Origin of the sequence: Novosphingobium sp. KACC 22771 (assembly GCF_028736195.1) — a bacterium.
Taxonomy (GTDB): domain Bacteria; phylum Pseudomonadota; class Alphaproteobacteria; order Sphingomonadales; family Sphingomonadaceae; genus Novosphingobium.
Genome location: NZ_CP117882.1, coordinates 504,133 through 518,250 on the forward strand (window position 1 = coordinate 504,133; position 14,118 = coordinate 518,250).

11 protein-coding genes are annotated in these 14,118 nt (G+C 64.5%); 6 read left to right on the top strand and 5 right to left on the bottom strand.

Annotated features, from left to right (window positions below; all coding sequences use genetic code 11):
• Window positions 1–5 precede the first annotated feature (5 nt).
• From PQ467_RS19105 to PQ467_RS19120, 4 genes are read left to right on the top strand one after another with little or no spacing between them, the layout of a single operon-like run.
• Window positions 6–896, top strand: coding sequence for a fumarylacetoacetate hydrolase family protein (locus PQ467_RS19105; RefSeq protein WP_274177122.1), 891 nt, complete (start codon window positions 6–8; stop codon window positions 894–896).
• A 7-nt stretch (window positions 897–903) separates the two neighbouring features.
• On the top strand, window positions 904–1,839 hold the full coding sequence (locus PQ467_RS19110; protein ID WP_274177123.1) for a cupin domain-containing protein: 936 nt from the start codon (window positions 904–906) through the stop codon (window positions 1,837–1,839).
• Between the two features lie 44 nt (window positions 1,840–1,883).
• Window positions 1,884–3,080 carry an FAD-dependent monooxygenase gene (locus PQ467_RS19115; RefSeq protein ID WP_274177124.1) on the top strand — a complete coding sequence of 399 codons (1,197 nt, stop codon included), beginning with the start codon at window positions 1,884–1,886 and terminating at the stop codon, window positions 3,078–3,080.
• A 2-nt stretch (window positions 3,081–3,082) separates the two neighbouring features.
• Window positions 3,083–4,309, top strand: coding sequence for a CaiB/BaiF CoA transferase family protein (locus PQ467_RS19120; protein WP_274177125.1), 1,227 nt, complete (start codon window positions 3,083–3,085; stop codon window positions 4,307–4,309).
• A gap of 12 nt (window positions 4,310–4,321) precedes the next feature.
• Here the strand turns inward: PQ467_RS19120 and PQ467_RS19125 are convergent, their stop codons facing one another.
• Window positions 4,322–5,038: an IclR family transcriptional regulator gene (locus PQ467_RS19125; RefSeq protein WP_274177126.1), complete on the bottom strand. Its 717-nt coding sequence runs from the start codon at window positions 5,036–5,038 to the stop codon at window positions 4,322–4,324.
• 114 nt (window positions 5,039–5,152) lie between these two features.
• Between PQ467_RS19125 and PQ467_RS19130 the strand changes: the two genes are divergently transcribed.
• Together PQ467_RS19130 and acnA are read left to right on the top strand one after the other, a co-directional pair.
• The gene (locus PQ467_RS19130; RefSeq protein WP_274177127.1) at window positions 5,153–6,115 is read left to right on the top strand and encodes a hydroxymethylglutaryl-CoA lyase; all 963 of its coding nucleotides are present in this window, start codon (window positions 5,153–5,155) and stop codon (window positions 6,113–6,115) included.
• A gap of 3 nt (window positions 6,116–6,118) precedes the next feature.
• On the top strand, window positions 6,119–8,572 hold the full coding sequence (gene acnA, locus PQ467_RS19135; protein WP_274177128.1) for an aconitate hydratase AcnA: 2,454 nt from the start codon (window positions 6,119–6,121) through the stop codon (window positions 8,570–8,572).
• A 44-nt stretch (window positions 8,573–8,616) separates the two neighbouring features.
• On the opposite strand, the gene PQ467_RS19140 is transcribed toward acnA, so the two are convergent.
• The 4 genes from PQ467_RS19140 to PQ467_RS19155 form a co-directional block, all read right to left on the bottom strand.
• Complete coding sequence (locus PQ467_RS19140) at window positions 8,617–10,047, bottom strand: NAD-dependent succinate-semialdehyde dehydrogenase (RefSeq protein ID WP_274177129.1); 1,431 nt, start codon at window positions 10,045–10,047, stop codon at window positions 8,617–8,619.
• Between the two features lie 38 nt (window positions 10,048–10,085).
• The gene (locus PQ467_RS19145; protein WP_274177130.1) at window positions 10,086–11,486 is read right to left on the bottom strand and encodes an aldehyde dehydrogenase; all 1,401 of its coding nucleotides are present in this window, start codon (window positions 11,484–11,486) and stop codon (window positions 10,086–10,088) included.
• Window positions 11,487–11,630: 144 nt separating this feature from the next.
• Window positions 11,631–12,668 carry an alpha/beta hydrolase gene (locus tag PQ467_RS19150; RefSeq protein ID WP_274177131.1) on the bottom strand — a complete coding sequence of 346 codons (1,038 nt, stop codon included), beginning with the start codon at window positions 12,666–12,668 and terminating at the stop codon, window positions 11,631–11,633.
• A gap of 12 nt (window positions 12,669–12,680) precedes the next feature.
• Window positions 12,681–14,063, bottom strand: a complete 1,383-nt coding sequence (locus tag PQ467_RS19155) for a sodium:solute symporter family protein (RefSeq protein WP_274177132.1) — start codon at window positions 14,061–14,063, stop codon at window positions 12,681–12,683.
• Between the last annotated feature and the right edge of the window lie 55 nt (window positions 14,064–14,118).

Consider the following 14,118-nt stretch of genomic DNA (forward strand, 5'->3'; position numbering starts at 1 on the left):
TGCCAATGCGTCTCGCAAGATTTGATGGTGGCCGGATCGGGGTCTGTGTGGGCGAAGAAATCGCCGATGTGACGGATGTTTGCGGCGTTGATACCGCGCAATGGCCCCCGGTTGGTCCGCTGGTGCTGATCCGCGATTTCGTCATCCTGCGCCCCCGCATCGAGGCTGCGCTGGCCACCGCCCCGCGCAAGGCTCTGGCTGATGTGCGGCTGGAAACCCCGGTGCCCTGGCCCAACAAGGTCATCGCCTATCCGGTGAACTATCACGCCCATGGCCGCGAAATGCAGGCGGGCTATCGCGCCACCAATCAGGGCTTTTTCCTCAAGCCCTCCTCCTCGGTTTCGGGTCCGAACGATCCGGTCGTCCTGCCCCATGTGCCGGGGCGCGAAGTCCATCATGAGGCGGAACTGGGCATCATCATCGGCAAGATCTGCCGCTCGGTCCCGCGCGAAAACTGGCGCGAGGCGGTGTTCGGCTATGCTTGCCTGATGGACATGGTGGTGCGCGGCCGCGAAGAGCGCGTGTTCCGCAAGGCCTATGACACGTTCTGCCCGGTTGGCCCATGGATCACCACGGCCGATGAAGTGCCCGATCCCGACCAGCTTGAAATGAACCTTTGGGTCAATGGCGAACTGCGCCAGCATGCCAATACGCGCGATCTGGTGCTCGACATTCCCGGCATGATCGAGACGGCTTCGGCAGTGATGACGCTTCAGCCGGGCGACATCATCGCCACCGGCACGCCGCAGGGCGTGGCCCCCATCGTCGATGGCGACAAGGTGCGCATCTCGATCACCCGCCTTGGCGAGATGACCGTGGACGTGGTGCAGGGCACAGAAGGGGCCAGCGAGGTCTTCGCCGCGCCCTATGTCCCGCCCATCATCAAGCAGAATTGAGGGCATCATGGCCGACATTGCCACGCTCGATGACCTTTACGCCGCCTTCACCGCGCTCAACATGGAAGGGGGCTGGCATCGCCGCTTTCCCGCACTGTGGAGCGAGCCGCGCGCCAATTTTCGGCCTTTCCAATGGCGCTATGGCGATGTGAAGCCGATCCTTGCCCGCGCGGGCGAGCTGATCGGCACGGACAAGGCCGAGCGGCGCAATCTGACCATGTTCAATCCGGTCGAGGGCAATGTCTATTCGACGCTGCGCTCTATGGTGGCGGCCTATCAGATGATCCGCCCCGGCGAGACCGCCCGCGCCCATCGCCACACGCCCAACGCCCTGCGCCTTATCCTTGAGGGGCGGGGGACCCATACGGTGGTCGATGGGCATCGGGTGGAGATGCGGCCGGGCGATGTCCTGCTCACGCCCGGTTGGGCTTGGCATTCGCATGACAATGTCGGGCCGGATGATTGCTACTGGATGGACTTTCTCGACGTTCCGCTGGTCCATCTGCTTGAACCGATGTTCTATCAGCCGCATCCCGATGGGGTCGAGGCGGATCCGACGGCGGTGGACAGTTCGCCGCTGGCCTTTCGGCGCGAGGATACACTGGCGCGGCTCGACGTGGCGGGGGCGGTGGATGATGCCCATGCCTCGGTGCAAATGGGCGATCCGGCGCTCAAGACCATTCGGCTGGATATGCAAAGGCTGATCGCCGGGCGCGAAACCGCGCGATGCCGGACCACGGCCAACATCATCTACGCCGTGGTCGAAGGCCAAGGCCGGACCGAAATCGACGGTCAGAGTTTCGACTGGAGCTTTGGCGACACGATCGCGATCCCGGCATGGCGGCCCTATCGCCATCGCGCCCAGAGCGACGCGCTGCTGCTCAAGGTTTCGGACGCGCCGGTGATGGCCGCCTTCGACTGGCTGCGCTGCGAGGCCGATTGATCCGCACTATTCCTTTCAAGAATTCATAAGTTTGGGGAGCATATATGAAACAATCTCTCAAAGTGCTGATCGCGGGCGGCGGTATCGGGGGCATGGCGGCGGCGCTGTCGCTGCTGCGCCGGGGCTATGATGTCGAGGTCTATGAACAGGCCGCCGAACTGGGCGAAGTGGGCGCAGGCGTTCAGATCAGCCCCAACGGATCGCGCGCCCTGGATGCGCTGGGCGTGTTCGAAACGCTCAAGGCCGCCTCTTGCGCGCCGCGCCGCAAGGAATTCCGCCTGTGGAACACGGGTCGCGCATGGCCGATGTTCGACCTTGGCCCGCAGGCGATTGAGAAATATGGCTATCCCTATCTGACGGTCTATCGCCCTGACCTGCTCGCCACGCTGATCGACGCGGTGCGCGCTATCAAGCCCGACGCGGTCCATCTGGCCAAGGCGGTCAGCAATATTGACGTGCGCGAGGATGGCGTGACCCTGCATTTCGCCGATGGCACCCATGCCGATGGCGACCTGCTGGTGGGTGCCGACGGGGTGAAATCCACCGTGCGCCGCTGCTTGTTCGGCGATGATGAGGCGCAGTTTACCGGCATGATCGCATGGCGCGCGGTTATCCCCATGGAGCGCCTGCCCGAACGGCTGCGCGACATGCTGGGCTGGACCTGGATCGGGCCGGGCGGCCATCTGGTCAACTATCCCCTGCGCGGGGGCAAGCTGATGAACATGATCGGCACCATCGAGCGCAACGACTGGCAGGTGGAAAGCTGGTACACGCAAGGGTCCAACGAGGAATGCGCCCGCGATTTCGCCGGATGGCACGAGGATGTGCAGACGCTGATTCAGGCCGCGCCCTCGGTGATGAAATGGGCGTTCATGGAACGCGCCCCGCGCCAGACGTGGAGCGTCGGCCGCGCCACCTTGTTGGGCGATGCCTGTCACGCCACGCTGCCCTTCCTTGCCCAGGGCGCGGTGATGTCGATTGAGGATGGGGTGGTGCTGGGCCGCTGCCTCGACAAATATGCCGATCCGGTCAAGGCGCTGCACCGCTATGAACAGGCCCGCGTTGAGCGCACCAGCGCCATGGTGCGCGGGGCCAAGGAAAACACCGCCCGTTTCCATGAATCGGCGCTAGCGACCGAAGAGGGCGCGATTGCCTATATGGAAAGCGAATGGAGCCGCGATCCGATCCGCGACCGCTATGACTGGCTCTATCGCTATGACGTGAATACGGCGGAGATCTGAGCGTGACGGATCATGCGCAGCGGCCCCCCGCCGATCTGCTGTCGGGGCTGCGGGTTCTCGATCTGACCAATATTCTCTCCGGCCCCTATGCCACCTATCAGATGGCGTTGCTGGGGGCCGAGGTCATCAAGGTCGAGAACCCGAAGGACGGCGATCTGGCGCGCAAGCTGGGCGCTTCGCCCTCGCTTAACGGGCAATTGATGGGCACCAGTTTCCTCGCGCAGAACGCGGGGAAACTGTCGGTGACGGTCGATCTGAAACACCCCGAAGGCAAGGCGTTGTTCCGCGAACTGGTGGCCAGCGCCGATGTTCTGGTGGAAAATTTCCGCCCCGGCGTGATGGATCGGCTTGGCTTTGGCCATGAGGCGCTGCGCGCGGCCAATCCGGGGCTGATCTATTGCGCGATTTCCGGCTTTGGCCAGAACGGGCCGCTGGCGGGCAATCCGGCCTATGACCAGATCGTACAGGGCATGTCGGGCGTGATGAGCATCACCGGGGACGCCGACACCGCGCCTTTGCGCGTGGGCTATCCGCTCTGCGATACGCTGGGCGGAATGGCGGCGGCTTTCGCGGTGGTCAGTGCGCTGGTTAAGCGTGGGCGGACGGGCGAGGGGGCCTTTATCGACCTGTCCATGCTGGACGCCACGCTCTCGGCTATGGGCTGGGCTGTGTCCAATTACCTGATCGCCGGGGTCGAGGCACGGCCCATCGGCAACCAGAACATGACTGCCGCGCCATCGGGCGCCTTCCGCTGCGCCGATGGGCCGATCAACATTGCCGCCAACAAGCAGGAGCAATTTGAAAAACTGTGCGAGTTGATCGGACGCCCCGATCTGGCCACGGACCCCCGCTTTGCCGAGCGCGAGACGCGCAAGGCCAACCGCGCCGCGATCAATGCCGAGCTGGAACAGGCATTGGCCGCCAAAAGCGCGCAGGAGTGGGAAAGTCTGTTCAACGCCCATGGCATTCCGGCGGGGCGCATCCTGACCGTGCCGGAAATCCTGGCCCATCCGCAGATCGCCGCGCGCGATCTGGTGCAGGACATCGCCATGCCCGAGGCCGATTTCGGCGGCGTGCGCGTGGTGCGTGCAGGCTTTGACCTTGCCGACAGCCAGCCCGCCGCGCGCTGCCCACCGCCTTGGCTGGGGCAGCATAACGCGCGGATCTACGGCGAACTGGGCCGCGATCACCCAGCGCTGGAGCGCCTTAAGGCCAGCGGGGCGATCTGAACTATGGCGGCCTTATTCGGCGGTGGCCAGAGGGGGGAGCAGGCCTGGCGTTGCCCCCAGCCGCAGCGACAGTGCAATCGCGGCCTCCACCGCCACCGGGGCGAGCCGCGTGACATGCTCCTGCGTAAAGCGCAGGCTGGGGCCGGACAGGGTGATCGCCCCCTGCAGAACCCCATTGGCGCCGAACACCGGCACGCCGATCGCCGCCATGTCCAGATCGACATTGCCCACCGAGACCACCACCATTGCCTCGCGCGTGATGGGCGCACGCAATCCGGCGTCGAATTGCAGCAGGGTGACGCTGGCCGCGCCCTTGTTCAATGCGCGGCGCGAGCCGGGACGCACGCTGTAATCGCGCACCACATTGCTGCCGTCGACGCGAAACAGGCAGACCAGATCCTCGCCGTCGCGGATATAAAACGTCGCGCTTTCCGAAGTATCGGCCACCAGTTGTTCAAGCACCGGTTCAACAAAATGACGCAGGTCGAAGGAATCCTGAAACACCGAGGCAAAGGAAAGCAGACTTGCGCCCAGTTGATAGGTGCCGTCGGCGCGCTGCCAAATCAAACCATAGCGCTCCAGACTGCCCAGCAGGCGCAGGATCGTGCTTTTGTAGAGCCCGGTGATCCGCGCGATCTCGGCCAGCGTCAGCACCGGTTTGCCGGCGCGAAAGGCTTCGAGAATATCCAGCGCGCGATCGACCGCCGCCACCCCAGGCTTTGAATTCATGTTTCGGTTTCGCCTTGCAGCCGTTTGTACCTGTGTTCTGTATAACAGAACAAGGGTGCGAAATGTCAATGGCCCCGCCCGCTTTTGCTCCATTTCCGTTACGGGAGAACAAAAATGACCACCCTGCCCCCCCGTGTCTTCATCAAGGAAGAAGGCCCGCGCGAAGGTTTCCAGATCGAGCGCGCCCCGATCCCCACCGCCGACAAGATCCGGCTGGTCGATGCGCTTTCCGACACCGGGGTCGGGCTTATTCAGGTCACTTCCTTTGTCCATCCGCAAAAAGTGCCGGGCATGGCCGATGCCGAAGCGGTGGTGGCGGGCATGACGCTGCGCGCGGGGGTGCGCTACAGCGGGCTGTGGCTGAACCAGCGCGGGCTGGAGCGGGCGATTGCCACCGGCCGCCTCGATCTGGAGGGCAAGCTGACGCTCTATGCTTCCAACATCTTTCTAAAACGCAACCAGAACCGCACGCCCGAGCAGCAGCGCGAGGCCCAGCCCGCGTTGATCGCGATGTATCAGGCCCATGGCATTCCGGTGCGCACCGGCTTTGTTACCGCCGCCTTTGGCTGCAATTTCGAGGGCGATGTCGATCCGGCCCGCGTGGTGGGGCTGGTGGGCGATATGCTCTCGATTGCCGCCGATCATGGCGAGAATCTGAGCCTGATCGGCCTTGGCGACACGATGGCATGGGCCACACCCGAACGCATCCGCCGCGTGGTGGGGGCGGTGCGTGAACGCTGGCCTGATCTCGAACTCTCGCTCCATCTGCATGACACGCGCGGGCTGGGCATTGCCAATGCGATGGCGGGGCTGGAGATGGGTGTGCGCCATTATGATGCGGCGGTGGGCGGGCTGGGCGGATGCCCCTTTGCCGCGCATGGCGGGGCGGCGGGCAATATTGCCACCGAGGATTTTGTGTTCCTGTGCGAAGAACTGGGCATCGAAACGGGCATAGACCTTGAGAAGCTGGCCGAATGCGCGCGTCTGGCCGAAAGCATCGTTGGCCATCCGCTGCCCGGCAAGATCAAGACCGGGGGCAGCCTGCGCGCGCTGCGTGCCCGCATCGCGGCGGCCTGATCCATGCTTTCGCGCCTCCATGATGCCGACCGCGCGGCGCTGGCCGCTCTGCCGCGTTCGCTGATCATCCTGTTGGAAAACATTCTGGCCCATGAGGCCGATCCCGCGCCCTATATCGCCCATTTCCGGCATTGGCTCGATCATGGCGCGGCGGAGGCGGAGATCCCCTTTCGTCCCTCGCGCATATTGATGCAGGATACCGCAGGCGTTGCCGCGCTGGCCGATCTGGCGGCGCTGCGCGACCATGCCGCCGCTCATGGCTTTGCCCCGGGGGCGGTCGATGCCGCGATCCCCATCGACCTTGTCATCGACCATTCGGTCCATGTCGATTACAGCGGCGTCCCCGATGCGGCGGCGCGCAATCTGGCATTGGAATATGCCCGCAACGGCGAACGCTACCGCTTTTTCAAATGGGCCGAGCGCGCCTTTGACCGCCTGAATATCGTGCCGCCGGGGCAAGGCATCTGTCATCAGATCAATCTGGAGCGCCTGACCAGCGGCTGCGTTCGCCGTGACGGCCGATGGATGGCCGAAACTGTGATCGGCACCGACAGCCATACCACGATGGTCAATGCACTGGGCGTGCTGGGCTGGGGCGTGGGCGGAATCGAGGCGGAGTTGGCGGCGCTGGGCGCCCCGGTGCCGATTCCTCTGCCGCGCGTGGTTGAGGTATGTCTGGAGGGTCGTCTGGCGGAGGGCGTGACGGCCACCGATGCGGCCTTGTTCATCGCTGCCCGCCTGCGCGAGGCCGATGTGGTGGATCAGATCGTCGAGTTCTCCGGCACGGCGCTCGATCACATGAGTTTGCCCGACCGGGCGGCGGTGGCCAATATGTGCCCTGAATACGGGGCAACGGCGGCGCTGTTTCCGGTGGATGGGGCCACGCTGGCCTATATGGCGGCAATGGGGCGTCCGGTGGAGGATTACGAAGCCTATGCGCGCGCAACCGGCCTGTGGCGCGATGCCGGGCCGCCAAGGCGTTATTCGCGGCGCCTTGTCCTCGATCTGGGTGCGGTCGGGCCGATCATGGCCGGGCCTAGCCGGCCGCAGCAGATAGTCCCTCTGGCGGCGGTTTCGGCTTCCCTGCGCGAACATTTCCCGCAGGAGGAGGATGCCCTTGTCGCCATTGCCGCGATCACCAGTTGCACCAACACCGCCAATCCCGCGCTGATGGTGGCCGCGGGTCTGGTCGCGCAAAAGGCTGTGGAGCGCGGTCTGTCGGTTCCGCCATGGGTCAAAACCTCGCTGGCCCCCGGATCGCCGCGCATTGCGGCCTTGCTGGAGCAGGCCGGATTGCAGGAAAGTCTCGACGCGCTGGGATTTCATGTGGTCGGCTTCGGCTGCACCACCTGCGTCGGCAATTCGGGCGATCTTAAGCCCGAGGCGGGCGAGGGGCGCTTGCTGGCGGCGGTATTGTCGGGCAATCGCAATTTTGAAAACCGCATCCATCCCGCGATCCGGGCCAATTATCTGGCCTCGCCGCCGCTGGTGGTGGCCGCCGCGCTGGCGGGGCGGATGGGCGTCAATCTGGCGCAGGATGCCTTGGGCACGGATCGCGATGGCGCGCCGGTGTTCCTGCGCGATCTCTGGCCCGATGCGGTGGAGGTTTCGGCGGTCCTGCATGGTTTGCCCGATACGCTCCAAGAAGGAGCGGTGGACAGCGCATGGGCGGATCTGGACGCGCCCGACGGGCCGCAATTCCCCTGGGATCCGGCCTCGACCATGGTTTTGCCGCCGCCGTTTTTTGAATGCGCGGCCGGCGGCTTGATTGGCGACCTGCATGGCGCGCGGGCCTTGCTGGTGCTGGGCGACAATGTGACGACCGATCATATCTCGCCCATTGGGCGGATCGCGGCGTCATCGCCCGCCGCCGCATGGCTGAGAGCGCATGGACAGCACAATCCGGGCAGCTATGGCGAGCAGCGCGCCAATGATCGCGTGATGCTGCGCGGCACTTTCGACAATGCGCGGCTGCTCAACCATCTGGCGAGCGGACCGGGCAACCGGGCGCCGGGGCCGGATGGCGCGGAAGGCTCTGTTTTCGCGGCGGCGCAGGCCTATGCCGACCAAGGCGTGCCTCTGCTTGTCTTTGCCGGGGCGCGCTATGGCACCGGATCGGCCCGCGACTGGGCGGCCAAGGGGACCGCGCTGCTGGGCATCCGCGCCGTCATCGCGCGCAGTTTTGAGCGGATCCACCGCGCCAATCTGGTGGCGATGGGTGTGCTGCCGATTGTGTGGGATCAGGATGCGGCGGGGCTGGTTCGGGCCGATAGCCGCATCGCCATTCTCGGCATCGACCGACTTGGCGCGGATTGCGGCGACCTGATCATCGCCATCGACACGCCGGGCAAGGGCATAGCCCATTACCCCGCCCGGGCCGATGTGGGTTCGGCGGGCCAGATTGCCCTGCTGCGCGATGGCGGTCTGTTTGCCCGTTTTGCGCGGCGCTTTGGCTGATGGATACGGCGCCGGAAGGATGATCCCTCCGGCGCCGTCCTGCCTTATCCCTCGTGGATGGTCTTGGTAACAAGGCAAGCCTGCAAGCCTTCCGGGCCGTCTTCATGGCCGTGGCCGGACCATTTCACCCCGCCAAAGGGCGCATCGGCCGCGCCGATCGTGGTGGTGTTGATAGCCAGCATCCCGGTTTCCAGTTCGGCGGCCAGACGGCGATGGCGGCGATAATCCTGCGTCCAGGCATAGGCGGCAAGGCCATAGGGCAGGCGGTTGGCTTCGGCGATCATCGCGGCCTCATCGGCATAGCGGTTGATCAGAGCGACCGGGCCGAAAGGCTCCTCCTGCATGATTTCGGCATCCAGCGGCGTATCGGCCAGCACGGTCGGGGCAAAGAAACAGCCCTGATTGCCGATCCGCGCCCCGCCCGTCATCAACCGGCCCCCGCGCGCCACCGCATCACCCACCAGCTTTTCCATCGCCTCGGGACGGCGCGGATTGGCCATCGGCCCCATTTGCACGCCTTTGTGCCATCCCGGCCCGACCTTTATGGCCGCTGCCCTTTGTGCGAAACCGGCGACGAAGCGGTCATAGATGGCATCCTCGACGATAAAGCGCGTGGGCGCGACGCAGACCTGCCCGGCATTGCGGAATTTATGCGGCACCACCTTGTCCAGAACCGCTTCAAGATCAACGTCGGCAAACACCAGCACCGGCCCATGCCCGCCCAGTTCCATCGTCGTGCGCTTCAGATCATTGGCGGCCAGTTTCATCAGATGCTTGCCGATGGCGGTCGATCCGGTGAAGCTGAGCTTGCGGATGACGGGCGAGGCGAGGAGATAGTCCGACACCTGCGCCGGATCGCCAAACACCGCCTGCGCGACATTGCCGGGCAGGCCTGCGTCATACAGGCATTGCAGCACGCCCAGCGCCGAGGCGGGCGTTTCCTCCGCCGCTTTCAGGATGACACTGCACCCCGCCGCAATCGGCGCGCCCAGCTTGCGCCCCGGATTGCCCAGCGGGAAATTCCACGGCGCAAAGGCGGCCACCGGCCCCACCGGCTCGTGCACCACGGTCGAGCGCATTCCGGTCGGGCGCACCAGTTGGCGGCCATAGAGGCGATGAACCTCGCCCGCATAGAAGCGGAAGAGTTCGACATTCATCATCACTTCGACCCGCGCCTCGGCCAGAGTTTTGCCCTGCTCCTGCGTGGCGACCCATGCCAATTCCTCCTTGCGTTCCAGCATGAGGGCGGCGGCGTCTTGCAGAACCTGCGCGCGCTGGTGGGCGCTGGCATGGCGCCACAGGGCGAAACCGCGAGCGGCGGCCTCCAGCGCGCGGTCAAGATCGGCGGTATCGGCAAGGGGCAATTGGCCCAGCGCATCATCGGTGGCGGGATTGCGGACGGTGAAAGTGGAGCGGTGGTCGATGCCGATGCGTTCTCCGGCAATGACCATCGCGAGTTCGGGATAATGGGGCATGGAATCCTCTGATTTTACTTTGAAGAGTATGCGGGCGATCAGATGGGGAAATGCCCGTCCTGGGTTTCGACGGTGATCCAGCGGGTTTCGGTGAAGCTGTCGATGCCCTGACGGCCGCCGAAGCGGCCATAGCCCGAAGCACCGACGCCGCCGAAGGGCATCTGGGCCTCGTCATGGACGGTCGCGCCGTTGATGTGGCAGATGCCCGACTTGATCTGCTTGGCAAGGCGCAGGCCCTTGGCGATGTCCTTCGTAAAGACCGCAGCCGACAGGCCATATTCGGTGTCATTGGCCAGTTCGATCGCGTGCGCCTCGTCTCGCGCGCGGATGATGCCGACGACGGGGCCAAAGCTTTCATCGCGGAACAGCTTCATGTCCGGCGTGACCTTATCCACCAGATGCGCGGGCATCACGACGTTCAGCGTGGTTTCCCCGCCGGTCAGCAAGGTCGCGCCCTTGGCCACGGCATCGTCCACCAGCGAAAGGCAATGCGCCACCGTCTTGGCATCGACCACCCCGCCCAGCGGCGTGTTGCCCAGACGCGGATCGCCTGCGGTCAAGGTCTTGACCTTGGCGGCGAATTTCTCGGCAAATTCATCGGCCACGGCCTCGACCACGATGATCCGCTCGGTGCTCATGCAGATCTGGCCCTGGTTCATATAGGCGCCGAAAGCGGCCGCCTTGACCGCCTCGTCAAGATCCGCATCGGCACAGATCACCAAAGGCGCCTTGCCGCCCAGTTCAAGCAGGCAGGGCTTGAGATGTTCGGCCGCGCGCTTGGCGATGATGCGGCCCACGGCCGTGCTGCCGGTAAAATTGATGCGCTTGACTTCCGGTGCGTCGATCAGCGCGCCCACCACATCGGCGGCATCCGCAGGCGCATTGGTCACGACATTGACCACGCCCTCGGGGAAACCGGCCTCGGCAAAGGCTTCGATGATCAGCGCATGGGTGCGCGGGCATTGTTCCGACGCCTTCAAAATCACCGCATTGCCGCAGGCCAAGGGCGTGGCAATCGCGCGCACGCCAAGGATGATCGGCGCATTCCACGGCGCAATGCCCAGGATCACGCCCACCGGCTCACGCAGCGCCATGGCCAGGCAGCCGGGCTTGTCCGAGGGGATCACTTCGCCCGAAATCTGGGTGGTCAGGCTGGCCGCCTCGCGCACCATGGAAACGGCAAGGCCAAGGTTGAACATCGCCCAACCGGCGGTCGCCCCGATCTCGCCCATCATCGCGGCGACAAAATCATCCTTCTTGCTGGCAAGCGCATCGGCCGCCTTTTGCAGCACCGCGCGCCGCGCGTTCGGGCCCATCGCCCCCCATGCAGGCTGGGCCGCCGCAGCACGCGCCGCAATGCCCGCCATCTCGCCCGCCTGCATCGCCAACGCCGACGAGGCAACATCGCCCGTCACCGGGTTCAATCTCGTGAATTCCATCATGCGCATCCTAACCGAGGCGGGTTGATCGGTCAGGTTCCGTCAGCCCTCGCCATCACTGTCGAGGGTTCACGGTGGCAAAATTTTCGACTCCTGTCTATAAAAAGAACTATGTTCTATTAAACAGAACGATCAAAATCACTCTCAATGCACATGGGCCTGAAAGAATTTGGCGATGACCGAGAAGGCCTCGCGCGCTTCGGGCACGCGGATGTCATAGAAAAAGGCGTGGCGTCCACCTTCCCACATATGCAGGCGCGCATCGACCCCGGCCTTGACCAGCTTGCTGTGCAGATAGACGGCGCTGCTCATGGCGAAATCGCGGGTACCCACGATAACCAGCGTGGGAGGGAAATGCGCCAGCACCTTGGGATCGGCGGCAGGAAAGGCATTGGCATCGCCCGCATCGGCCCCGCGCATATAACCAAGCGGAGGAGAGGGGGTAGCCGATGGCAGGGGCGGCATATCGCCATCGCCCAAAGCCATGCCGGTAAAGCGCGAATCCCCGCCCATGCCCGGATCGCCCCCGGCACAGAAAATCCCCGCAGCCGCAGGGGCGGGCAGATTGTGCGACTGGAACCATGCCAAGGACTGTGCGGTCAACAGGCCGCCCGCCGAGCAGCCGTAAAGGCCGATGCTGCGCGCCGGAATGGTCTTGAGCACCTCGCGATAGACATTGGCGACATCCTGCGATGCGGCCGGAAATTGCGCCGCGGGGGCAAGGCGGTAGTCAACACTGATGACGCGCATGCCGGTCATTGCCGCAACGGGGATCGATTCCATCCCGCCGCATTCGGTAAAGCAGCCGACAAAGCCACCGCCATGGACATTGATCAGCACCTTGCCCTTGGCCGCGCCGGCCTTGGGTTCATAGACCAGCACCGGCACGCCGCCGATCCGGTCCGCACGGATGGAAACGGCAAACGCGGCCTTGGTGCGCTCCAGCCTTGGCCCGAACAGGGCCGCGTTGATCTCGGCCACCGACTTGCCTTTCAGGCTGCGCTCGGTAGTGATGTGTTCGATACGCGAACGGTTGCCCTCCTCGCTCATCAATGGGCTGGAAGGGACGGTCATGGCCGGAACATGGGTCTCGCCCGAGGGGCCGATGTCCAGCGCCTGGGCATGAAGCGCCCCGCCCGACAGGCAGCAGGCCGCCGCCAGCATTGAAACGAAATTCCTCATTCCCTCGTTTCCTTATGATTGCGTCGCGGCGCGACGTTGAAAGATGGCCGAAAGCAGCAGGACCAGCGCGGGAGAAAGCGCGGCGACGTACATATTGTCGATGCCGTGCGGATTGCCCGCCAGATACCAGGCGGTGGTGGCAAACCCGCTGAAGATCAGCGCCGCCACCGCCGCGCGGGGCGAGCCCAGCCATGGCAGATAGACCCCCACCAGTGCGATGATCGCGATGGACAGCCGCAGGGCGCGGGTAAAGAAAGACAGTTCCAGAATATTGGGCGCAAAGAACACGCAGAGCAGGGGCAACAGACCCACCGCCAGCGCCACGCGCCGTGTGGCCTGCAATTCACCTTCGCCCTCCGGCCGGAACCACGGGATATAGAAATCGCGCATCACCAGCGCCGTTGTCGCCACCGCCACGGTGCTGACGCTGACCAGCGCCGAAGCGACCAGCGAGAGTGTGACCAGCGAGGCCAGCCCGACCGGCATCTTGCCGATAAAGACGGGCAGGGCGTAGAGGCTGGCCTGATCGGGAAAGAGATAGCGCGCCGCCACCCCGACGAACGCCAGCGCCAAGCCCAGCGGAAGGCAGAGCACCGCCGCCAGAAAAGCCGAACCGCGCGCCGCCTCGGGGCTGCGATTAGCGGCGATGGCCTGAATGATATATTGCGTTGAAAAAATTGCGCCCAGCGTGCCGATGATCCAGGCAAAGATCGTATTGGCCCCTACCGCCCCGGTGATCGTGAAATAGGAAGGCGGCAGCGCGGCCTGCATCGGCGCCAGCCCGCCCGTCATCGAGGCGGCCACGGCCACCAGCACGCCCACGCCGACCAGTTTCAGAATACTGTGCAGCACGGTGACATAGGCGATGCTTTTGAGCCCGCCAAACACGTAATAAACCGCGCTGAACCCCGCGACCACGAAGGTCGAGGCGGTCAGGCCCAAACCCAGCGCCTGCGAGAGGGCGGCCGCTCCGCTGATGTAATTGCCGACATTGACCAGCAGCAGCGCATAGATCATCACCAGCGACACCGCGATCCGCGCGCCATTGCCAAAGCGTTGCTCGACCAGGCCGGAGATCGTGTGCTGCTGGGATGAATAGATCTGGCGCGCAAAGAACAGGCCCAAAAGCCCAAAGCCCACCGAAGCCGAGAGCACCGACCAGCCCGCCGCCATGCCTTTTTCAAAGGCTTCCTGCGCGGTGCCGACGGTGGATTTGGCGCCGATGAATTCCGACATCAACAGCACCGCCACCACCGCCATGGGCAGCGAACGTCCGCCCACCATGAATTGCGCATTGGTCCGGCTGCGCAAATGCCAGGCCCACAGGCTGGTAAGCAGAATATAGACCACCACCGAGCCAACGATAATGGCATGACGCAAGGCAACATTGCCCATCAGGAAACCTCTCATCTATCGGCGCGGTGTTGCCCCGCGTTCCGTTTGGTCTGGC